Annotated in this window: 20 protein-coding genes; 8 read left to right on the forward strand and 12 right to left on the reverse strand. The window is 69.3% G+C overall.

The features are described 5' to 3' along the window. Nucleotides 1-185: 185 nt before the first annotated feature. Genes ABD156_RS01165 through ABD156_RS01180 form a run of 4 tightly spaced genes read right to left on the reverse strand, consistent with a single transcriptional unit; the run spans nt 186 to nt 5,132 of the window. Nucleotides 186-791, reverse strand: a complete 606-nt coding sequence (locus ABD156_RS01165; RefSeq protein WP_116204130.1) for a GTP-binding protein — start codon at nt 789-791, stop codon at nt 186-188. Next, nucleotides 772-1,539 carry a DUF742 domain-containing protein gene (locus ABD156_RS01170; RefSeq protein ID WP_344264898.1) on the reverse strand — a complete coding sequence of 256 codons (768 nt, stop codon included), beginning with the start codon at nt 1,537-1,539 and terminating at the stop codon, nt 772-774. The genes ABD156_RS01165 and ABD156_RS01170 overlap by 20 nt, the downstream gene beginning before the upstream one ends. Nucleotides 1,540-1,566: 27 nt before the next feature. Next, entirely contained in the window at nt 1,567-2,043 is a 477-nt protein-coding gene (locus tag ABD156_RS01175; RefSeq protein ID WP_369871052.1) for a roadblock/LC7 domain-containing protein, read from the reverse strand. Then, a complete protein-coding gene (locus ABD156_RS01180) occupies nt 2,040-5,132 on the reverse strand; it encodes a sensor histidine kinase (RefSeq protein ID WP_344264901.1) in 3,093 nt (1,030 codons plus the stop codon). The genes ABD156_RS01175 and ABD156_RS01180 overlap by 4 nt, the downstream gene beginning before the upstream one ends. A 699-nt stretch (nt 5,133-5,831) precedes the next feature. Here ABD156_RS01180 and ABD156_RS01185 point away from each other — a divergent pair. From ABD156_RS01185 to ABD156_RS01200, 4 genes are read left to right on the forward strand one after another with little or no spacing between them, the layout of a single operon-like run. Continuing rightward, nucleotides 5,832-6,794 (forward strand): ABC transporter substrate-binding protein, encoded by a 963-nt coding sequence (locus ABD156_RS01185; protein WP_344266653.1) that lies wholly within the window; start codon nt 5,832-5,834, stop codon nt 6,792-6,794. Nucleotide 6,795: 1 nt separating this feature from the next. Further along, nucleotides 6,796-7,563, forward strand: a complete 768-nt coding sequence (locus ABD156_RS01190; protein WP_344264904.1) for an ABC transporter permease — start codon at nt 6,796-6,798, stop codon at nt 7,561-7,563. After that, nucleotides 7,560-8,384, forward strand: a complete 825-nt coding sequence (locus ABD156_RS01195) for an ABC transporter permease (RefSeq protein ID WP_377926679.1) — start codon at nt 7,560-7,562, stop codon at nt 8,382-8,384. The genes ABD156_RS01190 and ABD156_RS01195 overlap by 4 nt, the downstream gene beginning before the upstream one ends. A gap of 15 nt (nt 8,385-8,399) precedes the next feature. Beyond that, nucleotides 8,400-9,257, forward strand: a complete 858-nt coding sequence (locus ABD156_RS01200; protein ID WP_344264907.1) for an ABC transporter ATP-binding protein — start codon at nt 8,400-8,402, stop codon at nt 9,255-9,257. Here ABD156_RS01200 and ABD156_RS01205 read toward each other — a convergent pair whose 3' ends face one another. From ABD156_RS01205 to ABD156_RS01225, 5 genes are all read right to left on the reverse strand, one after another. Further along, a complete protein-coding gene (locus ABD156_RS01205) occupies nt 9,258-9,977 on the reverse strand; it encodes a hypothetical protein (protein ID WP_344264910.1) in 720 nt (239 codons plus the stop codon). A 91-nt stretch (nt 9,978-10,068) separates the two neighbouring features. Continuing rightward, nucleotides 10,069-11,286: an acyl-CoA dehydrogenase family protein gene (locus tag ABD156_RS01210; protein ID WP_344264913.1), complete on the reverse strand. Its 1,218-nt coding sequence runs from the start codon at nt 11,284-11,286 to the stop codon at nt 10,069-10,071. A 123-nt stretch (nt 11,287-11,409) separates the two neighbouring features. Continuing rightward, entirely contained in the window at nt 11,410-13,050 is a 1,641-nt protein-coding gene (locus ABD156_RS01215) for a S53 family peptidase (protein WP_344264916.1), read from the reverse strand. A 325-nt stretch (nt 13,051-13,375) separates the two neighbouring features. Beyond that, a complete protein-coding gene (locus ABD156_RS01220) occupies nt 13,376-14,053 on the reverse strand; it encodes a copper homeostasis protein CutC (protein ID WP_344264919.1) in 678 nt (225 codons plus the stop codon). A 3-nt stretch (nt 14,054-14,056) separates the two neighbouring features. Further along, a complete protein-coding gene (locus tag ABD156_RS01225) occupies nt 14,057-16,741 on the reverse strand; it encodes a nitrate- and nitrite sensing domain-containing protein (protein ID WP_344264922.1) in 2,685 nt (894 codons plus the stop codon). Between the two features lie 259 nt (nt 16,742-17,000). Between ABD156_RS01225 and ABD156_RS01230 the strand changes: the two genes are divergently transcribed. Continuing rightward, entirely contained in the window at nt 17,001-17,897 is an 897-nt protein-coding gene (locus tag ABD156_RS01230; RefSeq protein ID WP_344264925.1) for an ABC transporter substrate-binding protein, read from the forward strand. A 42-nt stretch (nt 17,898-17,939) separates the two neighbouring features. Here ABD156_RS01230 and ABD156_RS01235 read toward each other — a convergent pair whose 3' ends face one another. Next, the gene (locus ABD156_RS01235) at nt 17,940-18,560 is read right to left on the reverse strand and encodes an LppU/SCO3897 family protein (RefSeq protein WP_344264928.1); all 621 of its coding nucleotides are present in this window, start codon (nt 18,558-18,560) and stop codon (nt 17,940-17,942) included. A 78-nt stretch (nt 18,561-18,638) separates the two neighbouring features. Between ABD156_RS01235 and ABD156_RS01240 the strand changes: the two genes are divergently transcribed. Further along, a complete protein-coding gene (locus ABD156_RS01240) occupies nt 18,639-20,285 on the forward strand; it encodes a DNA repair helicase XPB (protein WP_344264931.1) in 1,647 nt (548 codons plus the stop codon). A gap of 1 nt (nt 20,286) precedes the next feature. Here ABD156_RS01240 and ABD156_RS01245 read toward each other — a convergent pair whose 3' ends face one another. Continuing rightward, entirely contained in the window at nt 20,287-20,934 is a 648-nt protein-coding gene (locus ABD156_RS01245; RefSeq protein ID WP_344264934.1) for a response regulator, read from the reverse strand. Further along, nucleotides 20,925-22,052 (reverse strand): sensor histidine kinase, encoded by a 1,128-nt coding sequence (locus tag ABD156_RS01250; protein ID WP_344264937.1) that lies wholly within the window; start codon nt 22,050-22,052, stop codon nt 20,925-20,927. Before ABD156_RS01250 ends, ABD156_RS01245 begins: the two co-directional genes overlap by 10 nt. A 430-nt stretch (nt 22,053-22,482) precedes the next feature. Between ABD156_RS01250 and ABD156_RS01255 the strand changes: the two genes are divergently transcribed. Both ABD156_RS01255 and ABD156_RS01260 read left to right on the forward strand, forming a co-directional pair. Further along, nucleotides 22,483-23,124 carry a DedA family protein gene (locus ABD156_RS01255; protein ID WP_344264939.1) on the forward strand — a complete coding sequence of 214 codons (642 nt, stop codon included), beginning with the start codon at nt 22,483-22,485 and terminating at the stop codon, nt 23,122-23,124. Between the two features lie 131 nt (nt 23,125-23,255). Next, on the forward strand, nt 23,256-24,017 hold the full coding sequence (locus ABD156_RS01260) for a DUF4253 domain-containing protein (RefSeq protein WP_344264942.1): 762 nt from the start codon (nt 23,256-23,258) through the stop codon (nt 24,015-24,017). The last annotated feature ends 180 nt before the right edge of the window (nt 24,018-24,197 follow it).

The following is a 24,197-nucleotide window of genomic DNA, read 5'->3' on the forward strand; positions in this document are numbered from 1 at the left end:
GGCGGCCGGCCTCGGCCGCGAGGGGACAGGACTACTCAGCCCGCCCCGCTCGGAGGCACCACTCCCCGAAGCGGGTGAAGCGCGCGGAGTTCACTCCAACGGCCGCACCCGAGCCGGGGTGTAACGGGAATCTGGGAGTCGGCGAACGCCTCCTTCGCAGACGGCGGCGGGGACCGCGGACGGGACTAGCCCGCCCGCAAAGCCGTGTCGTGCGCGATCGCGTGCTGCACGACGGAGATCAGCACCTGCTTCGCCGACTCCCGCTCCCGCGCGTCGCACGCCATGATCGGCACCGACGGCGAGATGGTGAGCGCGTGCCGCACGTCCTCGATCTGGTGGTGCAGCAGCCGGTCGAAGCAGTTGATCGCCACGACGTAAGGCAGCTTCCGGTTCTCGAAGAAGTCGATCGACGGGAACGCGTCCGCGAGCCGCCGCGTGTCCACGAGCACCACCGCACCGATCGCGCCGACGGCGAGGTCGTCCCACATGAACCAGAACCGGTGCTGGCCCGGCGTGCCGAACACGTACAGCACCAGGTCGGAGTCGAGCGAGATCCGGCCGAAGTCCATCGCCACCGTGGTCGTCGACTTGTTCGGCGTCGCCGACACGTCGTCGTGGCCCACGCTGGCCTCGGTCATCATGGCCTCGGTGGTCAGCGGGTCGATCTCGGAGATCGCCCCGACCATAGTCGTCTTGCCCGAACCGAACCCACCCGCGACCACGATCTTGGCCGACGAGGTCGGACCCGTATGCGGTGTGTTCGCGTCGGAGTCAAATTCTCCGAAGCCCACTGAGCACCCTTTCCATGAACTCGATACTGGGGCGGTCGCCCGAATTCGTGCTGCTGCTCGTGTGCACGAGCACCAGGCCGAGGCCCGCCACGTCACCAATCAGCACTCGCACCACGCCGAGCGGCAGCCGCAGCAGCGCGGCCACCTCGGCGACCGACCGGGTGTCGAGGCACAGGTCGCAGATGGACCGGTGCTCCGGCACGCGGACGCGGTCAAGCACCCGGCCCTGCTCGCTCGTCGAGACCAGGGCCTCGATCGCGAGGTCGTAGGTCGGCTTCGTGCGCCCTCGGGTGCGGAAGTAAGGCCGGACCAGCCCGGAGGTCTCCACCTCGGCGGGCTCGTCCGCGTATTCGCCGGCCGCCTGCATCGGCAGCGCGGCGGCCAGCTCGTTCGAAGACGGTCCCGGCGACCCGTCTCGTTCGGCGCTGAACGCGGCGAACTCGGCCGAGTCGTACAGCGGTCCGCTCGCCCCGCCGAACAGCTCCGAGCCGGGCCCGCCGAGCAGCCGCTCGCGGTACCCGGGCACCGCGGTGATGCCCGGCTGCTGGCCGGCGTTGGAATCGGTCAGCCAGTTCGGCGGTTCGCGCACCGGCTCGGAATCCGCGGCTTGGACGTCCCTCGAACGCCATTCGCGGTCGACCCGGTCCCGGAAGGACTTCCAGTCCTCCCGGCTCTGGTCCCGATCGCCCCAGCCCCCGGTGTGCTCGTCACCGAGCCGGCCGTCGCCGCGCAAGCGCCCGTCGTCCACGGTTTACTCCTGTAGTCCTAGGTCCGCCTAGCGACGGACCGCAGCGCCCTGCAGTTGTGCCCGCATCTCCGGTGTCAGCTGCTGGCCGACCCGTTCGACCAGCAGAGTCATCTCGTACACCACCAAGCCGATGTCGCTCTCCGGCGAGCCCAGCACCGCGAGGCACGAGCCGTCGGACACCGACATCAGGAAGAGAAATCCGTTCGCCATCTCGACCACGGTCTGCGCGACCGGGCCGCCCTCGAACACCTTCGCCGCCCCGCGCGCGAGGCTGGTCAGCCCCGAGGCAACGGCTGCCAACTGGTCCGCCCGGTCCTTCGGCAGCCCGCGCGAAGACGCGAGCAGCAGACCGTCGGCCGAGACGACCACCGCGTGCGCCGCACCGGGCACCCGGTGGACGAAGTCCGTGATCAGCCACGCGAAGCTGCTCGCCGCGCTGCCGCCGGCCTGCCTGCCGTTCGGCTGCACCGAGCCGCCTCCCGGCTGCACTCCCGCCCGTGTCACTCTCGCTCCTCACTGCTGTCGCTCACATACCCGGCCCCGGTGACGCGAACCCCGTCGTCGTCGAGCCGGGCGTCCGGCGGCCGCTCCTTCAGTGCGTGCCTACCGGACTTGTACCCACGCTGGAAGCTTGCCATCCGGCTGCGGGCAGCCGTCGCCGAGCGGGTCATCGCACCCGTTCCGGGCATTCCGGCGGTCGCGTCGGTGAACGAGTTCTGCGCCTGCGCCGGTTCCGGCGCGTTGCCGATCGAGCCGGGGACCAGGTACGCGTTGGGCACGCGCTTGGGCAGCCCGGCGGACGTCATCTCCTCGTTCTTGGACTCGAGCAGCGACTGCGCCGCGTGCCAGCCCTCGTCGGAGACGCTGTGCCAGCTGTCGTCCTCCGGCTCGTCGGAGCCGGGGTAGAGCGGCGTCGATTCGAGCGCCGCGGGCGCGGACCGCCGCTCGGGCTCGGCGGCTGTTCTCGTCTCCTCCGGTTCGGCCGGAGCCGCGGGGGTCTCCTGGACCGCGGAGGCCTCGGCGGCTTCCGGTTCCGGCGTCGCGGTTTGGGGCGTCGCCGCGCCGTTCTCGCCGTCCTCGCCCTCGCTGAACCAGCGCGACAGCACCGACTGGTAGATCGGCAGCCGCCGGGTGGGCACGTCGTCCTCGAGCGCGGCGGAACCGTCCGGCTCGGCGGCGGGCTGCTCCTTCGGCGCTTCCGGCGCGACGTACTTCGGTTCCCGCTTCGGCAGCACCAGCGGCGGGAATTCGGTTTGGGCCAGGCTCGCGCCCTCGCCGTACGACTCGCGAGTGAGCGGCGCGAGGTCCTCCGCGGTCGGCCACGCGGGCGTTTCCGAGGCAGGCGTCGCCGGGCTGAGGAACGGACCGGCCGCGCGGTTGCCCGCGACGAGGTCGTCGAGGCTGATCGGCTGGTCGAGCGGAACGAGCCCGCCGTTCTCCGACGCTCCGCCTGCCGAGCCCATCGCCTCGGTCAGCTCGGCGGCCGCGGGCGGCGGCGCGAGCGGAAGCGGGTTCGGCGGTTCCGGCTCGCGGTTCAGCGGCGGCAGGCTCGGGTGCGAAACCTCGTTGCGGTTCGGCGGCGGCGGGGTGTTCCGCATCGTCGGCGAAACCATCCGGACCTGGGTGAGCAGCTCGACCGGGACCACGACGCGGGCGATCACGCCGCCCTCGATGTCCTCGTTCTCGCGCAGCCGCACCTCGATGCCGTGCCGCTGGGCCAGCCGGGCGACCACGTACAGGCCCATCCGCCGGGTCACCGAGACGTCCAGGTCCGGCGGGTCGGCGAGGCGCTCGTTGACCTCGGCGAGCCGCTCCTCGGTCATCCCGACGCCGTGGTCGGTGACCTGGATCGCCAGCGCCTTCTTGCGCGTGATGACCGCGCGGACGGTGATCTTGGTTTCCGGTTCGGAGAAGTACGTCGCGTTGTCGAGCAGTTCCGCGAGCACGTGCACGAGGTCGTGGATCGCGAGGCCCTGCACCGCCACCTCGGGCACGATGCCGATCTCGATGCGGGCGTACTGCTCGATCTCCGACACCGCCGCGCCGATCACGTCGGCCGCGGGCACCGGCTTCGGCACCGACTTCGCGAGGCCCGCGCCCGAAAGCACCAGCAGCGATTCGCCGTTGCGGCGCAACCGGGTCGCCAGGTGGTCGAGCTCGAACAGGCTCGCGAGATGGTCCGGGTCCTGCTCGTCGGCCTCGAGCCGGTCGATCACGCCGAGCTGGCGTTCCACCAGCCGCTGCGACCGCCGGGAGAGGTTCACGAAGATGCCGTTGACGTTCTCGCGCAGCAGTGCCTGTTCGGCGGCCATCTTGACCGCCTGCTCGTGCACCACGTCGAACGAGCGCGCCACTTCGCCGATCTCGTCGCGAGTGAGGACCGGGACCGGGTCGACCGCCTTCTTCGAGGCGTTGACCGGGTCCGGGTCGTCCAGGATGGCCTGCACGGTTTCCGGCAGCCGGGTGTAGGCGACGTCCAGCGCGGTCTTCCGCAGCACCCGCAGCGGGCGCAGCATCAGGCGGGCGATGACGAGCATCAGCATCAGCGCGGCGACCAGCGCGGCGATGACGATGACCCCGCCGACCCAGGCGGACCGCACCGCGTTGCTGGCCAGTTCGTCGGCCTGTGCGCGCAGCTGGGTCAGCAGGTTGACCTCGACCGCGCGCAGCTTGTCGGCGGCGACGGTGGAGTCCTGGCCGAGCTTGGTGCCGTCGAGGTTGAGCGGCTGGCCGCCTTGGGCGAAGGAGAAGGCCTGCGTCTGCAAACGCCGACGCTCGTCGACCTCGGGTCCGGAGTAGGTGTCGTTGTAGAGCTGGACCTGGTCGCCGGTGGCGTTGGCCAGGAAGGCGGTGATCGACGCGTCGCCGCTGGCCTCGGCGGCCCGGGTCTCGTCGATCAGGTTGCCGGGGAAGTTGTCGCGGAACGCGGCGATCTGCAGCGCGGAGTCGCCGCGGAGGATGAACTCCTTCGCCTCGCTGATCGACTGGGTGCTCGTGCCGAGGCGGAGCAGGTCGCGGTCGGTGGTCGCGGTGGAGACCTCGCGGCCGAGCTGGATCAGCGAGTCGAGGACCGAGGAGTAAGTGTCGAGCACCGCGCGGTCGGAGTAGGCCGACGTGGTCATCGCCGCGCGCAGCGGGCGCAGCGCGTCGAGGCGCTGGAGGCCGTGCGCGTAGCGGTCGCTGGCCGCCTGGTCGTCGCTCTCGAGGTTGACCGCGGCGTTGCGCAGGTCGTCGACGTCGCGGTCGACCTTCGCCATCTGCGCGTCGAGGCCGGTCTGGCGCAGCGGGTCGGCCGACGAGATCCGGACCACGGCCAGCGCGCGCTCGCGCTGCAGGTCGTGCACCACCGCGGTGACCTTCTCGGCGAAGGCGACCTGGTTGGCGGTGTGGTTGAGCTCGATCGCCGACCGCACGTCGTCGACCACGCGCAGGACACCGAGGACCAGCGCGGTGATCGTGGGAATGAGGAGAATGAGCGCGAGCTTCGACCTCAGCCGCCAGTTGCCGAGCGCGAGCCAGGACCGCTGCTGCGCGGTCCCCGCGTTCTCCTGAGCGGAGGCCTCCCCTGCCCCCGCGGTGTCTTCGTTCGGCACCGCCGCACCACCGTCCGGGCCCGAGGGGCCCGTTGATTCCGAACCTGCCGTGCTCGTGGCCACTACGCGCACGCTCCCGGCAGGTAATCCGCCACCTGAGTGGTCTGGACCGCGCCCCGGACTGTTACACCCTTTCGAGTGAAAAGATCGACTTCCCGCTGCGGCTGCCCGTCGCCTCGGGCGCGGAATCGGTTCAGGTCTGGCATGACGTTCGGTCCCCGCACGTGGTCGATCTCTTGGTCCGTTCGGCCGAGGCCACCCTCCGCCGACTTGTCGCCGGCGTGTGCGGAGAGCCTTTTCGCATGTCCTGCTCTCACTACATCGGTGGTCCACACCTCACACTGCAGGAGCAGAGGGTAGCGAACGCCTGGCCGATTTGTAACCCTCCAGAAGTTGCCCGGAGAGCACCCAGGCAGCGGATCAAGGCCCTTCGGGCACCCACGGGTCGTTCACATACCCCGGCATACCAGCGGATTCGATCACCTGATCGAGTGACCAGTGCCACTTCTGAATCGTATATGAACACCCATTGTGAGTGATCGTCCTGGTTCTCTACAGTAGCCGCGTGACTCCGGACAATGAGCCACCTTCCCCCCGCGTCCATGCCAGACGCGGGCCCATTTGCTAGGAGCGACCTTGTTTGAAGAAGCGGTGAGCAGCCGGCGCGATTACGGCAGGCGCGGGTTCCTGTCGCTCGCGATGGCGGGCGGCGTGGCCTTGACTGCCAGTGGATGCGGCCTGCTGGGCGGATCGGACGATTCGGGCAGCTCGAAGGGCGGCTCCGGGGTCGAGAAGGCCAAGATCAAGGTCTCGATCATGCCGACGATCGACGTGGTGCCCTTCCACCTCGCGGTACAGAACGGCTACTTCAAGAACGAGGGACTCGAGGTCGAAGCCGTCGACGCCGCCAGCGGCGACGCCTCGCTGCAGAAGCTGCAGGCGGGCGAGGTCGACATCGCCTACGCGAGCTACACGCCGTTCTTCATCGCCAAGAGCAAGGGCGCCGCGGACATCAAGCTCGTCGCCGACGCCTCCTCGGCCGGCCCGAAGAGCACCGAGGTCGTGGCGATGCCGAACAGCAACATCAAGAACGTGCACGACCTGGCGGGCAAGAAGATCGGGATCACCGCCACCAACACGATTTGCGACACCCTGACCAAGTCGGTCATGCGCGACAACGGCGTGAACTTCAACGACGTCAAGTGGGTCTCGCTGCGGTTCCCGGACATCGGCCCCGCGGTGAAGCGCGGAGACATCGACGCGGGCTTCCTCACCGAGCCGTTCATCACGCAGTCGGCGAAGGTCAACGGGACGGTCGAGGTCATCGACACCGCTTCCGGCGGCACGAAGGACTTCCCGACCGCGGGCTACGGCTCGCTCGGCAAGTTCACCGACGCCAACCCGAAGACCGTCGCCGCGTTCCAGCGCGCGATGCTCAAGGCCACCAAGGAAGCGTCCGACCGCTCCAAGATCGAGCCGCTGATGATCCAGTTCTCGAAGGTGGACGAGGCGACCGCGAAGCTCACCACGCTGCTCACCTTCCAGTCCACTTTGGACGCGCGGCGCATCCAGCGCGTGCCGGACCTGCTGCAGCAGTTCGGTTCCATCCAGTCGAAGATCGACGTGCAGTCGATGATCGTCCCGCAGGCGAACGCGTCCTGACGTGCGCCTCGTCCGGAACCTGACCGGCCTGCTCGGCTTCCTCCTGATCTGGGAGGCCGTCGTGCGGGCCGGTCTGATCGACCAGAACGACCTTCCCCCGCCGACCGTCGTGTTCGCCCGGATCGGCGAACTGCTCGGCGACGTCGAATTCGTCCGCGACGTGGTCGCCTCGGTGCTCGCGTGGATGATCGCGCTGCTCATCTCGATCGCCATCGCGGTGCCCGCCGGCCTGCTGCTCGGCAGCATCCCCTGGCTGCGCGACGCGACCAAGGCGATCGTCGAATTCCTCCGCCCGATCCCTTCCGTGGCACTGATTCCTCTGGTGCTGATCGTCGTCGGCGGCGGCCCGGAAGCGAAGATCACGCTCGCCGTGTACGCGGCGGTGTGGCCGATCCTCTTCAACACCATCTACGCGCTGGCCGAGATCGATCCGCTGCTGCTGGAAACCGCGCGCACGTACGGAACTCCGCGCTCGCGGGTGCTGACCTCGGTGGCGCTGCCGCACGCCGCGCCGTTCGTGTTCACCGGGATCCGGTTGTCCGCGGCGATTTCGCTGATCCTGGTGATCAGCACGGAATTCCTGGCCGGTGCGAAACTCGGCATCGGGCAGTTCGTGCTCGAGGCCAGTTCCGGGCCGGGCCGGATGGACCTGGTGCTCGCCGGAACGGTCATCGCCGGGATCCTCGGCTTCCTCGTCAACGAGGGCCTGGAACGGTTGGGCCACCGGCTGTTCCGCTGGAGCAGCGCCGTCGAAGGAGCCGCCGCGTGAGTGTGGTCGAGAAGCCGTCCACCGTGACGCGCCGGATGAGCCGCGGGATCAGCGGGTTCGCCCGCAAGTGGCTGCTGTTCGTGATTCTGGTGGTGCTGTGGGAGATCGCGACGCGGCTGAGCGAGAGCGTGTTCTTCCCGCCGCCGTCGAAGATCGCCGCCGCGGCGGCGAAACTGTGGCTCTCCGGACCGGCTTCGCAGCTGTTCCTCGGAGACCCGGTGTTCGACCACATCCTGCCGAGCCTCGGCCGGGTCCTCGGCGGCTGGCTGCTGTCGGTGGTGATCGGTGTCGCGCTCGGCACCGCGCTGGGCCGCTCGCGCACCGGAATGGACTACGTGGGACCGCTGTTCGCGTTCTTCCGCGCCATTCCGCCGCCCGCGCTGGTGCCGGTGTTCATCATCCTGTTCGGCATCGGCCCTGGCATGCAGACCGCGACGATCATTTTCGGTTCGCTGTGGCCGGTCCTGATGAACACCGTGGACGGGGTCCGCTCGGTCGACAAGGTCAAGGTGGAGACGGCGCGCGCGTTCCGCACGCCGAAGCGGTACTGGATCGGGCTGGTCGTGCTGCCCGCGGCGCTGCCGAAGATCTTCGCCGGGCTGCGGCTGTCGCTCTCCATCGCGCTGATCCTGATGGCGATCTCCGAACTGGTGGGGGCGCTCAACGGCATCGGCTACGCGCTGCTCGCCGCCCAGCGCTCGTACGACTTCGACCAGATGTGGGCGTGGATCGTGCTGCTGGGCATCCTCGGGTACGGGTTCAACGCCGCGCTGCTCGGCATCGAACGCCGGGTGCTCGGCTGGCAGCCCGGCCGGAACTAGGAAGGTTTTCCCGTTATGTCGACCATGCTCGAGGTCTCCGGCCTCAGCCACCGCTACGGCAGCGGCGAATCCGCGCACGTCGCGGTCAACGAACTGTCGTTCACGGTCGAGACCGGGCAGCTGGCGTGCATCGTCGGCCCGTCCGGCTGCGGCAAGTCCACGCTGCTGCGCGCGATCGCCGGCCTGATCCCGCCGTCCGGCGGCACGGTGAGCCTGCACGGCGACCGCGTCACCTCGGTGCCGGACGATCTCGCCGTGGTGTTCCAGGACTACAGCCGTTCCCTGTTCCCGTGGCTGTCGGTCGCGAAGAACGTGGAATTCCCGCTGCGCTGGAGCAAACTCGACAAAGCGACCCGGCGCGCCCGGGCCGCCGAAGCGCTCGAAGCGGTCGGGCTCTCCGCCGCGGTGAACAAGTACCCGTGGCAGCTGTCCGGCGGCATGCAGCAGCGGGTTTCGATCGCCCGCGCGCTGGCGAGCCGTCCGGCGCTGCTGCTGATGGACGAGCCGTTCGCTTCGGTGGACGCGCAGACCCGGTTCGAGCTGGAGGACCTGCTGCGCCGGGTCCAGGTCGAACAGGGCACGACGGTTTTGCTGGTGACGCACGACATCGACGAGAGCGTGTACCTGGGCGACCGGGTGCTGGTGCTGTCGAAGTCGCCGGCCCGGATCGTGGCGGATTTGAAGGTGGACCTGCCTGCGCAGCGGGACCAGATCACTACGCGGGAATCGGCGGAATTCGTTTCGCTGCGCGGTGAAGTGGCGCGGTTGCTGCACGGCCCGGCGGTTCAGGCGGCGGCGGATTTGGCGGAGCAGGAGGCGGCGGAGGCTGCTGCTTCCGAGGCTTCGGAGACCGTCGTTTCGGAGAAGAAGTAGTCACAGCTTCGGGAACCAGACCGAGACGTCGGCAAGGGCGTCAAGGGTGCCGGAATCTACCTGTCCGGCAACGGTTTCCGTTTCGGCGACCACCATCGCCCGACCGTCCACTCGGGACTGGAAGTGGTGGCCGGAGAATTTCACGCCGTCGAGGCCGAGCAGGGCAGCGCCCAGGGGTTTGATGTCCCCGCTGCCCTGCACCTCTTCGACCTTTTCGCAGCCCTCGGCGTCGCTTTTCTTCGGAAAGCCCACGCGGGCAACGGAAATCACCGCGGCGTTGCCGTGTCCGTCGCCGACGGCGAAGAGGTTTCGGTCCAATGAGGTGCAGCGGTGCTCCGCGAGATAGTCGCGGACGCGGTCGGTGGAGTTCAGGAGGCAGTCGATCTCGTGTTTGGCCGCCTGCTTGAGCTGTTTGAGCTTGAAGCGGCTGAAGGTCTCGTCCTTGCGGCCGCGCTTCGCGGACTTCTTGCCCTCGGCTTTGCGGGTCTCAAGACTGCGGCCGGGCAAGGAATCCGCTACGTCACCGGCGAGATTTCCAGGCAAGGCTTCGGCCGCTGCCCCGGATTCCACGCTCGCCGCACCGCCGAGCCCGGCCGCGGTTCCGCCGCCAGCGGCGGCGACTACCGCCACCCCGGCTACGAAAACCTTTGCTCCGCCGCCCTTCTTGGGCGTGATGATGTGCGGACCGTTCGGGCCCTCTCGAATAATCGGCTTCGCCACTCGCTGTCCCTCCCCTGGACACCAAGACCGAAGCGGTCAAGATAGCCCCTGAGCAGCGAGAACTCACCCGGTTCCGGCCGGGTTCACCCGTTCAGCCCTTAGCCCGGGAATCCGGCCCGGTCTCGTCCGGACCGATCTCCGGCAGCGTCCGGACGCCGAGCACGTTGGCCCCCACCAGCCTCCGGGTCGCCAGGTTTCCCATCGGCATGAACGTGCTCGCCTGCACGTCCCGCCACATGCGCTCGAACGGCAGCGCCTTCGTGTAAGACATGCCGCCCAGCGCGTCGACCAGCCGCTGCATCACCTGGACCGCGTTGTTGGCCGCCGTGTACTTCACCACCGCGCTGCGGGCCACGCCGTCCTGGATGTCCCCGGTGAACAGGCGGCGGCTCGTCACCTCGTCGGCCTGGCGGTAGATCAGCGCGCGGGAGCTCTCCAGCAGGATCTGGCATTCGCCGATCACGTCCTGCAGCACCGGGTCTTCCGCCTTGCCGCGCTGGATCAGCGTCTGCACGGTCCAGTCCAGCGCGCCCGCCGCGACTCCCGTGTAGACCGCCGAGAACGCGGGCATCGCCCACGCCCACACGGTTTCCAGTACCCGCGAGTCGAGGTGTTTCACCGGCAGCGAGTGCACGACCGCGGCGTCCTCGACGAACACCTTGTCCAGTTCGACGTCGTTGCTCTGGGTGCCGCGCATGCCCATGGTGTTCCACGTCTGGTGGATCGTGACGCCGGGCTGGTCCAGCGCGATCTGGCACAGCAGCAGCCGCGGGCCGCCGTCGGCGTCCTCGTAGCGGGCGGTGGTCGAGCAGTGCGTGGCGACCGCCGAGTTGGTCGCGAAGCTCTTGCGGCCGGTCAGTTCGAAGCCGCCTTCGACGCGGACCGCACGGGTCTTCGCGTCCGTCATGTCGTTGCGCAGGCCCGTTTCGCTGGTGATCGACGCCCAGACCAGTTCGCCGTCCACCGCTTTGCGCAGCAGTTGCGCCAGCCGGGGAGCCTTCGTGCGCCGCCAGACGCTCGCCCACTGTCCCAGCGGCGACAAGTGCATCGTGAACGCCAGCGCGGTCGCGCCGTCGCCCATCGCCAGCCGTTCCAGCACCGGCAGGATTTCCGGCAGCCCGGCTCCGGAGCCGCCGAGTTCCTCCGGGACCGACAGCCGCAGGAAGCCCGCCTCGCGCAGGTCGTCGTAGTTCTGGTGCGGGAACGTGTTGTCCCGGTCGTGCTCGGCCGCGCGCTCGGCGAAAATGTCCGCGAGCTTGCCGGCGCGGTCGACGAGGGCCTGCTGCTTCGGCGTCAGGAGAGGCTGCACCCGGCCATCAAAACAGCGTCCCGGATCTTGGTCAATCAGCCATTGTCCGTAGCCGCTTCAGTCCACAAGACACGCGCGAGCGCCTGCCCCGGCGACCGGGACAGGCGCTCGCGACAGCCGTGCTCAGCCGATCAGTTTGGACAGTCCGGAGCCGTTGAACGAACCCCAGCCGGTCGTCTGGTCGTAGCCCTTGCCGGCGGAGAAGCCGGTGGTGCCGTTGAAGGTGTTGTTGCCGGTGGTCACGTCGTGGAAACCGGAACCGTACGAAGACCCGTTGCCGATGCTGTAGAACTTCGCGTTCAGGTTGCCGAGGCCGCCCTTGTGGACCTCGTTCTGCAGCGCCGCGAAGCCCGCCCACAGCGGGGCCGCGCCCGAGGTGCCCCACACGTTGCCGGTCTGTCCGCCGGAGATGATCGTGTACGCCGAACCCTGCGCGGCGTCACCAGCGACGTCCGGGACCTTGCGCTTGGTCGTGCTCTGCTTCGACTGCCACGACGGCGCGGCGAAGATCGTCGAGATGCCACCGCCGCCTGCTCCGCCCGAGGCGCCGTCGTTCCACGTCGTCTCGCTGCTGTAGCCGTTCGACGAGTTCACCGTCAGCTGCGTGCCGCCGACGCCGGAGACGTTCGGGCTCGACGCCGGGAAGTCGACGGCCTGGGACTTGCTGCCGGTCTGGCGGGCGCAGTCGGTGGTGCCGTCGTCGCCCGCGGCGGCGAAGTAGCTGATGCCCTCGGCGGTGCCGGTCGCGAGCGCCTTGTCGACGCTGTTGGCCGCGGCCGAGCCTTCCGCCGCCTCGCAGGAGCCCCACGAGATCGAGACGACGCTGACCTTCTTGTCCGACGCGATCTTCTGGTACATCGCCAGCTCGCCCGCGTTGGAGTTCGGGGCCTCGTACACGTAGTCGTTCGCCGGGGCGGCGAGCGCGTGCACGACCTCGATGTCCAGGTCGACCTCGGTCTGGCCGTCGCCGGGGCTGGAGTCGTAGTTGGCCCCGCTGACCGAGACCGTGTTGACCGATCCGCTCTTGAGGCCGTACTTCGTGTCGTACGCGGTGATGTCGGACTTCTTGTAGCCGTCGAACTCCACGAAACCGACATTCACGCCCGCGCCGGTGGCGGTCATGCCGCTGGTGCCGTACGCGGTCTTGAGGATGGTCGGCGTGACCGGCTTGACCGTGCGCGGCGCTGCCGCCGGCTTCGCGTGGTGCTTCACCGCGTGGTTGTCGAGGCCGACGACCGAATCGACCACAGAGGACACCGACGCGGGCAGTTCCGGCGCGGAGTCGTTCGCGTAGAACTTCCGGCCGGTGACGGTGTCGGTGTAATTGCCGAGACGCGTATGGAAGGCGGATTCCAGCTGTCCGGCAGTCGCCGAGAAGGTGATCGCCTGACGGTTTCCGGAAACCTGAATACCCTGCGCGCCGCTGCGCTTGAGGAAATTGACCGCCTGCTCGGCTTCGGCCTGCGTTGGGCCGAATGCAGCAGTGAATTGCTCCGGAGAGAGGAATCGGTGGTACTGCGGCGAGGCCGGGTCCTGCACGTCGGAAAGGAACCGGGCCAGCGCCTGCTGGTTGTGCAGCTTGAGGGACAGTGCGGCGGGAATCTGCTGCTCAGCGGCGACATCGCCGGACCGCGCGCTGGCGGCGAGCGGTGCGGCGTTGCCGGAAAGGGCGACCAGCGGGTCGGCGTTCGCGACGCCGGCCACGGACAGGCACAGCAACGCCGGCAGCGGAACCGCGGCGGCGACGAGCTTGCGCAAGCGCATGAGAATTCCTCTCGAGAGGCGGGGACCGAGCCGGCTAAATCGCGGTACCGACCCGTATCACGACCCTAAAAAACCCCTCGAACCAAAGAAACCTACTTTTGGCTGACCTTATCCGGGTTGGTTTGTTTTCCACTTGCACGATTTATGCCTGATTCACGCCGCGATGTCCCGCCGAATCCGGAAACCATCGTAAGGCGCGAGGCGGAAGCCCCGGACAATCCGGACCGCTTGCGCGCACACGCGCACTGTGGTCGTCAAGCGAAGAAGGGAACCTTGCCGGAATTGGAATTCCCGGCGAGGTTCCCTTCTCGAATGGACTAGAGCGTCAGCCTTTGACGAGTTCGGCCCATTCCCGCACGGCCGCCGCGTCCACCGGAGCGTCCCAACCGGACGTTCGCACCGCGCCGCCGACGTGGAATCCGCGCACGCCGCCCGCCCGCAGCAAATGCACCTGCTGCGCCCGCAACCCGCCGCCGACCAACAGGGCCGGGCCGTCGGTGCGCCGCGCCAGCTGCTGCAGCACCGACAGTCCCCTCGCGACACCGTTCGCGTGCCCGGCCGCCAGCACGGTGTCGCAGCCGAGCTCGGTCAGCACGTCGTACGCGGCGATCGGATCGCGCGAGCGGTCGATGGCGCGGTGGAACGTCCACGGCAGCCCGTCGATCTCCTTCAGCAGCGCACGGCACGCGTCGACGTCGACTTCGCCGTCCTCGGTCAGGAAGCCGAACACGAACTCCCGCGCGCCCGCGGACACCAGCCGGGCCGCCGAGGCGCGCACCTCGTCGATCGCACGGGCGTCGAAAGTGTTCTCCGCGCGCAGCATCACGCGCACCGGCAGATCAGTGGCCGCGAGCACCTCGCGCACCGTCGCCTCGCTGGGGGTGAGCCCGTCGCTGGCCATGTCGGCGACCAGTTCGAGCCGGTCCGCTCCGCCCTCCTGCGCCCGCTCCGCGTCCTGGGAGCCCAGCGCGATCACTTCCAGCAGGGCGGTGTTCGACCTCATGCCTCATCCGTTTCGATCCAGTGGCGGGGTGTCTTCCCCCCTGGCGTGCCTGCCGCGCCGGAAGCCGCCTTGCAGGCTCGTCATCCGGGCGCGCACCGCGTCGGGGGAAAGCGAGAGTATCGGCCGCCGCTCCTGCGCCGCTGCGGGGCCGCCCGCCACGTCGGCGACCCGCAGGAACGGCCAGGTGTCCTCGGCCCCGTCCTCTTGTTCCAGGTGCTCCGGCGACGGCCACTCCGGCTGTTCCGCGTGCGCGGGGGCCGGCCATTCCGGGGCCGCCTCGTCCGGGTCGTCGGTCGGAAACTCCGGCGGTGCTTCGTAAGCGTGCTTCGGCTCGGCTGCCTGGTAGTCCGGCTCGAAGGCGGGCACCTCCGGCATCGGCGCGACGACGCGCGGCTCCGGCGCCACCGGCTCCTCGGCCGGGGCCGAGAGGTCGAACCAGCGCGACAGCACGTCGCGATAAGCCGGCATCCGGTCCGTCGGCGCGTCGATCTCCAGGTGCGACCGCGCCGATTCGACCGGCCACGACGGCGCTTCCTCGACCACCGGCGCGCGGCGCAGCGGACCGGCGTCGTCGAGGGTCGGCGCGACCAGTTCGGCGGGCTCCTCCGGCTCTTCGACCGGCGTCAGCGGCGCGAGCGGGGCCAGCAGCTCCGGCTCCGGCGCGGGTTCCGGTTCGATCGGCGCGGGCGGCTGCGGCAGCGGCGGGGCTTCGGTGATCAACGCCGCCGGGACGACGACCGTCGCGGTGAGACCGCGTCCCTCGGCCGGGCTCAGCTTCACCGCGATGGCGTGCCGTTCGGCCAGCGTCGCGACCACGAACAGCCCCATCCGGCGCGACACCTCGACGTCGACCTCCGGCGGATGCGCCAGCCGCGCGTTGGTCCGGTCGATCTCCGCCTGCGGCATGCCCGCGCCGCGGTCGGTGATCTCGATCCGCCACGCCCCGTCCGGAGTCCGCGCGCTCTCGACGGTGACCGCCGCCTGCGGCCCGGAGTACCGGGTGGCGTTCTCCAGCAGCTCGGACACCACGTGCACCAGGTCGTTCACCGCTTCGCCGCGCACCGCGAGCGCCGGGGCCGGGCCGACCTCGATCCGCTGGTAATCCTCCACTTCGGACAGTGCGGCCCCGATGATCTCGTCGGCCACCACCGGTCCGCTGTCCTCGCGCACGAGATCGGTGCCGGACAGCACCAGCAGGTTCTCGCTGTTGCGCCGCATCCGGGTGGCGAGGTGATCCAGTTCGAACAGCCCGCCGAGGGTGTCCGGGTCCTGCTCGCCCGCCTCCATCCGGTCGAGCACGGACAGCTGCCGCTCCACCAGGTCCTGGCTGCGCTGCGACAGGTTGACGAACATCGCGTTGACGTTCTCGCGCAGCATCGCCTGCTCGGCGGCCAGCCGGACCGCCTCGCCGTGCACCGCGTCGAACGCGCGCGCGACCTGGCCGACTTCCTCGCGGGTGAAGATCGGCACCGGCGCGACCGCCGCCCGGTGCCGCAGGTTTTCCGGCGCCGGATCCGGCTCGGTGAGCAGCCGCTGCACGGCCTCGGGCAGCCGGTGGTCGGCGACCTCCAGCGCGGTGCGGCGCAGGATCCGCAACGGCCGCAGCAGCGAACGCGCGATCACCACCGACAGGACACCGGCGACCAACAGGACACCGATGACGATTCCGCCGTCCCAGATCGTCGACGCGCGGGCGCTGGCGGCTCGGGCGTCCGTCTTCTCCTGGAGCTGGACAAGCAGCGCCTGCTGGACCTGGTGGGCGAGATTGACCGTGTACGTCGACGCGGTGTCCCACTGGTTCGCGTCCAGGCCGGACAGCGACTGGTTGTTCTCCGTCCGCGTGAGCGCCGACTCGACCATGTCGTTGCCGATGTCGACGACGATGCCGATCACCGTGTCCGAGTACATCCGCTGCTCATCGGGAGTGGCGAAGGTGCGGTAGTCGCTGCGCGCGGCGGCCAGTTCGGCTTCCGCGCCGAGCAACGCGCGCGTCCGGTCCCGGTTGAGCGTGCCCTGCGCGATCGCCTCGGACATGACCGCGCGCTTGACCGACATCTGGTCCTTGATCCGCGCGAGCGCGTTCCCGGCCAGCCGCAGCCGCGCGAGATCGGGTTCGGTGACGTCGGCCGCGGCGGTGTCACTGATGTCGAGGAGGCCGGAGATCAGCTCGCTGTAGGAGCGCAGCACCGCGTCGGCCGGATACGCCGAGTGTTCGGCTGAGTACCGGAGGCCGCCCAGTACTCGCAGCCGGTCGTCGCTCTGCTGCAGATCGCCCGCCGCGGCATCGTCGAGCCGCGATTTGCTGTCGGCGAGCGACCGCTCGAACGCGCCGATCGCCAGGTCGACCCGGGTGCGCTGGCCGACGAGGACGTCGGTGGCCCCCTTGCGGTCGCCCGCGACGAACCGGACCGTGACGTCGCGTTCCCGCTGCAGCTGGTGCACGACCTCGGCGACCGTCGTGTCGACGCGGCAGCGGGCGGCGAACTCGGCGAGCTGACGGGCGTCGCGCAGGTCGCTGTTGACCCGCAGGCCGACCAGCACGACCACGGCGAGCGCGGGGATCAGCAGGACGACGAAGAGCTTGGTGCGCAGCCGCCAGTTCCGCAGCCGCCACCGGCCGCCGACCGGGCGCGAGGCAGCCGGATCCGTCGCGTCACCCGAACGGGGACGGTCGTCGCGACGGGTCACCTGTGCTTCCTTTTCCGCCGCGGGAACCTCTGCCCACGGACGTCCTCGGGCTCCGGCCGAAAACTACCAAGCGGTAGCTTCCAGCGAAAAGATCGGGAAGCCACCCTGGCGGGGGCACGGCCCTGCGGGCGATCGTATGGGCAGCGGCCCATACGATCCAGCACGAGGCAGAGATTCTCCCGGCAGGGGATGGCGAGTGAAAGCGACCGGTCTGAGGTTTGCGCTGGTGGCGACGTTGTTCGCACTCAGCGGTTGTTCCATGTTCGGATCCAGTGACGCCGGACAAGCGCAACCGCCGGAACGCGCGACACTGCGGGTCGGCGTCGCGAGCCCGATCGACACCGCCCCGCTGCGGATCGCCGTCGCGGCCGGAAAGTTCCGCCAGGCCGGGCTGAACGTCCAACTGGTGGAACTCGGCGACAGCGACGGCGTCGAAAAACTGAAAGCCGGACAGGTCGATGTGACATTCGGCAGCGACGTGTCCCTGTTCCGCGCCGCGGGATCGGGTACCGCGCTGCAATTGCAAGGCGAGGCGTACACCTTCGGCCGCACGACTATCGCGCTCGTCACGCTGCCCGGGTCCGACTACACCGAACCGACCGCGAAGAAGTCGCCGACGATCGCCGTGGACTCCCCCGACGACATCGGCGCGCTCACCGCGCGGGCAGTCCTCGGCACGGCGGGCGTCGACAAATCGAAGATCCAATTCGTGGCCCGGCCGTTCGGGCAGATGCCCGCCGCGCTGCAGTCCGGGGACGCGGACGCGGCGCTGATGGTCGAGCCCTACATCACCCGCGCGGAAAAGGAGCTGGGCGCGCAGGTGCTCGCGGACGGCTCGACCGGCGCGACCCTCGACTTCCCGGCGTCGGGCTACGCGGCGACCGGCCAGTTCGCCGCCGCGAACCCGCGCACGCTGACGGCGTTCCGGAACGTCCTCACCCAGGCCCAGCTCGCCGCGTCCGATTCGGCGAAGATCCGCGACGCGCTGCCGTCGTTCTCCGACATCGACCAGACCACCGCCGCGCTGATCTCGCTCGGCAGCTACCCGACCACGCTGTCGGCGACCCGGCTGCAGCGCGTGGCCGACCTCATGCACAGCTCCGGGCAGCTCGCCAACCGGCTCGACGTGGCGGCGATGCTGCCCAATGCGTTGTAGTGGTTAAGCCGGTTCTAATCGGCTTAACCGCGCACGAGGGCGTCAGATGCTCGCCCCGGTCGGCTGCAGGCAGATCGTGCGCACCGGCGGCCCCGCGTAGACCAACGACAAGTCCTTGTCACCGCAGCTCGACGCCGACTTCGCGCCGTCGTGCACGACCGCGCGCGCTTCCGCCTTGGGGTCGTCGCAGGCGACCTTGCCGACCTTCGATTCGTCCGAAACGTCGCGCACGCATTCGCCGGACGCGACGTTCAGCGCGAGGCACAGCGTCTGGGTCGGCCTGCCGCTGGTGCGGGACGACGACGAGTACAGCTCGAACCGCACGTAGTCCTCGCCGCGGCAGGAAGCCCGGCCCTTGACGACGGTGTCGACGCGGTAGGTGGCGGCCTGCGACGAACAGTCCGCGCCGGTGTAGGTCTGCGTCTCCGAGCCAAACGACGAGAGATAGAGGCAGCTGCCCGCGACCGGCGGTCCTGCCGAACGCGCGATCGCGGCGAACCCGAACGCGCCGAGCGTCCCGAGCCCGAGCGCCACGACGACGAGCCCGGCGAAGAGCGCCTTCTGCTTGCCCGACACCCGTTTCGGGCCGCCCTGGACCGGCAGCCGCGGGGGCGCCTGGTACGGGTTCGCGGCCGGCGGCACGCCGAACGGTGGTGTGGTCACTGGGTCCCCTCCCGCGGCTTCGTCCCGTCATCTTGGCATCCCCGGGCCGCGGTCCGGGAGGGAACGTATAAAGGAGAGGTGACTGATGGCCCCCTGATCGTCCAGTCCGACAAAACCGTGCTGCTCGAGGTCGACAATCCGCGTGCCGGCGACGCGCGGATCGCCATCGCGCCGTTCGCCGAACTGGAACGAGCGCCCGAGCACGTGCACACCTACCGGATCACACCGCTCGCGTTGTGGAACGCGCGCGCCGCCGGGCACGACGCGGAACAGGTGGTGGACGCGCTCACCACCTATTCGCGCTTCCCGGTGCCGCAGCCGCTCCTGATCGACGTCGTGGACGTGATGGGCCGGTTCGGGCGGCTGCAGATCGCCAACCACCCCGCGCACGGCCTGGTGATGACCACGACCGACCGCGCGGTGCTGGAAGAGGTCTCGCGCAACAAGAAGATCAGCCCGATGCTGGGCTCGCGGATCGACGACGACACGGTGATCGTGCACCCGTCCGAACGCGGCCGGCTCAAGCAGGCCCTGCTGAAGGTCGGCTGGCCCGCCGAGGACCTCGCCGGGTACGTGGACGGCGAAGCGCACCCGATCGACCTCGCCGAGGAAGACTGGCACCTGCGCGACTACCAGCGGCAGGCGGCGGAAGCGTTCTGGGCGGGCGGTTCCGGCGTCGTCGTGCTGCCGTGCGGCGCGGGCAAGACGCTGGTCGGCGCGGCCGCGATGGCGCACGCCAAGGCGACCACGCTGATCCTGGTCACCAACACCGTCGCCGGGCGGCAGTGGAAGCGCGAACTGGTCGCGCGCACGTCGCTCACCGAGGACGAGATCGGCGAATACTCCGGGGAGAAGAAGGAGATCCGGCCGGTCACCATCGCGACGTACCAGGTGGTCACGCGCAAGACCAAGGGCGAGTACCGCCACCTCGACCTGTTCGATTCGCGCGACTGGGGCCTGGTCGTCTACGACGAGGTGCACCTGCTGCCCGCGCCGGTGTTCCGGATGACCGCGGACCTGCAGTCGCGGCGCCGCCTCGGGCTGACCGCCACGCTGGTGCGCGAGGACGGCCGCGAGGGCGACGTGTTCTCGCTGATCGGCCCGAAGCGGTATGACGTGCCCTGGCGCGACATCGAGGCGCAGGGCTGGATCGCGCCCGCGGAATGCACCGAGGTGCGGGTGACGCTGACCGAGTCCGAACGGCTGCAGTACGCCACCGCGGACGCCGACGAGCGGTACAAGCTCGCGGCCACGGCGATGACGAAGATCCCGGTGATCCGGTCCATTGTGGACAAGCATGCCGGCGAGCCGACCCTGGTGATCGGCGCGTACCTCGACCAGTTGGAAATGCTGGGCGCGGAACTGGAAGCCCCGGTGATCCAGGGCGCGACGCGGAACAAGGAGCGGGAGGAACTGTTCGACAAGTTCCGCCGCGGCGAACTGCGCACGCTGGTGGTGTCGAAGGTGGCGAACTTCTCGATCGACCTGCCGGAAGCGTCGGTGGCGATCCAGGTGTCGGGCACGTTCGGCTCGCGCCAGGAGGAAGCGCAACGCCTTGGCCGGCTGCTGCGCCCGAAGGGCGACGGACGGCAGGCGCACTTCTATTCGATCGTCTCGCGGGACACAGTGGACACCGAGTATGCGGCGCACCGGCAGCGATTCCTCGCCGAGCAGGGGTACGCGTACCACATCGTCGACGCGGAGGATTTGCGCCGACCACTGTGATTTACGAACCGAGGTAACGGAGAACGGCCAGCACTCGTCGGCTGTACCCCTTCGCTTGCGGCAGGTCGAGCTTGTCGAAAATCGCGTTCACGTGCTTCTCCACGGCGCTCTGCGAGATGTACAGCAGCGTCGCGATGCTCGCGTTCGTGTGGCCCTGCGCCATTTTCTCCAGCACGTCGCGCTCGCGCGGGGTCAGCCGGGCGAGCGCGTCCTCGTGCGAGGTGCGGGCGACCAGCCTGCGCACCACCTCCGGGTCGAACGCCGCGCCGCCGGCACCGACCCGGTCCAGTGCGTCGAGGAAGTCGCCGACCTGCGCCACCCGGTCTTTGAGCAGGTAGCCGACGCGGCCGCCGTCGCCGCCTCCGATGAGCTTGGCCGCGTAGCGTTTCTCGACGTATTGGGACAGCACGAGCACACCGGTGTCCGGCCAGCGTTCGCGGATTTCGAGAGCGGCGCGCAGCCCTTCGTCGGTGTGGGTCGGCGGCATGCGGACGTCCGTGACGACCACGTCAGGCTGGTGTTCGGCGGTCACTTCGAGGAGCTTCTCGCCGTCACCGACCGCGGCGAGTACCTCGTGACCTTCCTCCGCCAGGAGCCGTACGAGGCCTTCCCTGAGCAGCGTCGCGTCCTCAGCCAGGATCACTCGCACGGCAGCGTCACCCGCACTACGGTCGGCCCGTTTTCGGGACTCTGTACGGAGAACTCGCCGTCCATCGCCGCTACGCGCCTTGCCAGCCCGGATAATCCGCCGCTCTCGCCTATTCTCGCGCCGCCGCGACCGTCGTCAGTGATCTCTGCGAGGATTCCGGTTTCTTCACCGCGGACGTCGATAGTGACCTTGTTGGCACCGGCATGCTTGGCCGCATTGGTGACCGACTCCGATGCCACGAAGTAGACCACTGTGGACACCTCCGGCGACGGCTCGTCGAGCGCGTAGCGAAGGTCGACCGGGATCGTGGCGCGCTCAGCCAAGGACTCCAGCGCCGCCTCCAGACCGCTTTCGTCGAGCGCGATCGGGTATACGCGCCAGCTCACCTCTCGCAACTCGCGCAACGCTTCCTGCGATTCTTCGTGCGCCTGCCGGACCAGCTCAGCCGCCCTCTCCGCGTCGCCAGCCCGACGCGCGCGGCCGAGCAGTACCCCGAGCGCGACCAGCCGTTGCTGCACCCCGTCATGCAAATCCCGCTCGATGCGACGCCGTTCGCCGTTGACCGCCTCGACCACTTCGCTCCGGGTCGTCGCCAGTTCGGACACCCTGCGCCGCAACAGTTCTTGACTGCTCGGCCCGAAGAACCGCCTCGCCAGCCTCCTGTCGAGCGCGGCTGCTCCGATCAGGCCATGTCCACAAAGGAATACCGCGATCGCGCCGAGGGCCAGTACCGGGAGCCAGTCCAGAAACGTCCCGTCTGGAGTTCCGCCAGGCGCTCGCCCGGTGACCAATTGGGCGAAGTAGAGCGCGCCAGCCACTGCACCTGCGCCGATGCACACCCATACGCCCAGCGCGAGAAGCCCGGTGAGACTGCGCGGAACGAGGTACTGCAGGGCTCGGCGACCGTCGTAGTCGTCGCCGTTGCTGGCGTCGAAGAATCGCTGCAGGCGGGTGCGTTCTATTTCGGCGAGCCTGCGTGCGCCGCGGAGCACCTTTGGCCGTGCTTTAGGGATGACGAGGAGCGGCACGGTGAGGACCACGTACGGCACCTCAATGAGCGCCGTCAGGGCACCTAGGCCGACGCCCGCCGTCCGGCGCAGCACTCGCGGTCTGTTCACGGTGATCAGGCTAGCCAGCCGGGCGGGGGCGGAGTACTGCGGTTTTCCGCATTTCTCCAGGTGGGCGTCGATGCCTTGGCCTCCGCCCGCGCGAGCCTGCACGACGCGACGCCGGTGATCCGGCTACGTCCGCCCGCGGCGGTTTCCTCGGTTCTTCGGACCAGCTCAACCCACCCGGCTGCGACTTCCCGCGCTTCTCCAGATCAGCGAGCACCCCACCGACCTCGCTGCGCAGTTTTCCCAGACCAGCGAACTCCACCCACCCTGCCGCCGTTCCCGCGTTCTCCGCGCGAGCGAGCGCAATGCGTCGATTCCTCCGCCACCAGCCCTGCTGCGGTTTCCCGCATTTCTCCGGGTGGCTGACAGCAATGTGTTGCGCGCCTTGCCTTTCTACCTTCGAAAGCGTCGCATCCGAAGTGAAAGGACTCCCGTGAACCTCTTGCTCGCCGCCCCCGCCGAACCCCTGACCGGACTCGCGGGCTGGGCCGTCGGCCTGATGGACTCTCTTGGCGGCATCGGCGCCGCGATCGTCGTCGGCCTGGACAACCTCTTCCCGCCGATCCCCAGCGAACTCGTCCTCCCGCTGGCCGGTTTCTCCGCGAGCCGCGGCACCTTCAGCCTCGCCGGTGCCCTCTTCTGGACAACCCTGGGCTCGCTGGCCGGCGCCGTGATCGTCTACTGGCTGGGCGCCCTGCTCGGCCGCGACCGATGCCGGGCCCTGCTCAGCCGCCTGCCCCTGATGAACGCCACGGATTTCGACCGGACCGAAGCGTGGTTCACCCGGCACGGCGGCAAGGCCGTGTTCCTGGGCCGGATGGTGCCGATCTTCCGCAGCCTGATCTCGCTGCCGGCGGGCGTCGAACGAATGCCGTTCGGCCGGTTCCTCCTGCTGACGACGGCGGGCAGCCTGCTGTGGAACACGGCGTTCGTCGTGGCCGGCTACCTGCTCGGCGAGAGCTGGTCGCTGGTGGACCGGTACGCGTCGGTGTTCCAGTACGTCGTGCTGGCCGCGGTGGCGATCGCGATCGGCCTCTTCGTGGCGGTCCGGGTGCGCCGAGTCTCCCGGCACTGACTTTTCTGTCCTCGACCTGGGCTTCCTCCAGATTCACTCGAACGGATGAGCGAGCTGCGCGCTGGAAATTGTCGGTGATTCGAACTACTGTTCGATATGCAGGCACCGAACACCAGTTCGAGGGGAAGCTCATGACGATCGCACCGTTCCGCCCCGGCGTCGGGGCACCGCCGGTCCAGACCTTGCCGCCAGGGCGCTGGCACGGGCGCATCTGGGTGTCGGAGGAGCCGCTCGCGCGGCCGCAGCGGTACTTGAGCTGCGTCGCCGAGTTCGAGCGCTCCGGGCTGTGGCCGGTGCTGATCCCGCCCGACCAGCGCTTCACCGCCCGCGGCGAAGACTGGCTGGACGACCGAGGCCGCCTCGCACCCGCCGGCCACCGCGTCGGCAACGCCGACCCAGCCGAAGTCCTGGCCCGCTGGTGGGACGGTTCCTGCTGTGATGGAGCCTGCCTGCGCCCGTTCGGCACCCGCTTCCCCGGGCTGGCGAAACGCTCGCACCGCCGCTCGGACCCGCTGGCCGAAGCAGGCAACACCGGCTCGATCCTGGCCGCCCGCACGCCCCACCGGCTGGGCCTGGTGCAAGCCGACCGCCCAGCGGATGTCCCCGCTCTCATCGGCTGGACGGGCATGATCAAGTCGACGGACCAGGTCGCGGAACTGTCAGCGATCTTGCGCAGCTGGGAAGACCGCTTCGGCGCCACCCTGGTGACGCTCGGCTTCGACACGCTGGAACTGTCGGTCTCCGCCCCGCCCCGCACCCACGCCAGGGCCTTGACGGTGGCCGCCGAACACCGCGCCTTCAGCCTCCCGACGTACCTGGCCCAGCCAGGGAACCTGCGGGAGTACGCGAGTTCCCTGGTACAGAGCCGCCGATGGAGGTTCTCGTGGGCCTGAGGAAGTAATGAAGCGCGGAGCGGGGCGGCTGGGCCGGGGCTTGCTCGGGTTCCGCCGATCCCGTGACGGGCGTGGCGAATTCGACGGGCCTCGCGGATCTGGGGGCTTGGCGGATTCGGCGGACCCCGCAGATCTGGCGGGCTTCGCAGGCCTCGCGGATCTGACGGACCCGACAGTCCT

The sequence above is a fragment of the Amycolatopsis albidoflavus genome (assembly GCF_039525725.1).
Classification (GTDB): domain Bacteria; phylum Actinomycetota; class Actinomycetes; order Mycobacteriales; family Pseudonocardiaceae; genus Amycolatopsis; species Amycolatopsis albidoflava.

Bases quoted from the DNA above. Each gene is read 5' to 3' on its own strand.
- ABD156_RS01260 (WP_344264942.1), top strand. From the start codon at position 23,256: ATGACGATCGCACCGTTCCGCCCCGGCGTCGGGGCACCGCCGGTCCAG.
- ABD156_RS01200 (WP_344264907.1), top strand. From the start codon at position 8,400: ATGTCGACCATGCTCGAGGTCTCCGGCCTCAGCCACCGCTACGGCAGC.
- ABD156_RS01230 (WP_344264925.1), top strand. From the start codon at position 17,001: ATGTTCGGATCCAGTGACGCCGGACAAGCGCAACCGCCGGAACGCGCG.
- ABD156_RS01185 (WP_344266653.1), top strand. From the start codon at position 5,832: ATGGCGGGCGGCGTGGCCTTGACTGCCAGTGGATGCGGCCTGCTGGGC.
- ABD156_RS01215 (WP_344264916.1), bottom strand. From the start codon at position 13,050: ATGCGCTTGCGCAAGCTCGTCGCCGCCGCGGTTCCGCTGCCGGCGTTG.
- ABD156_RS01220 (WP_344264919.1), bottom strand. From the start codon at position 14,053: ATGAGGTCGAACACCGCCCTGCTGGAAGTGATCGCGCTGGGCTCCCAG.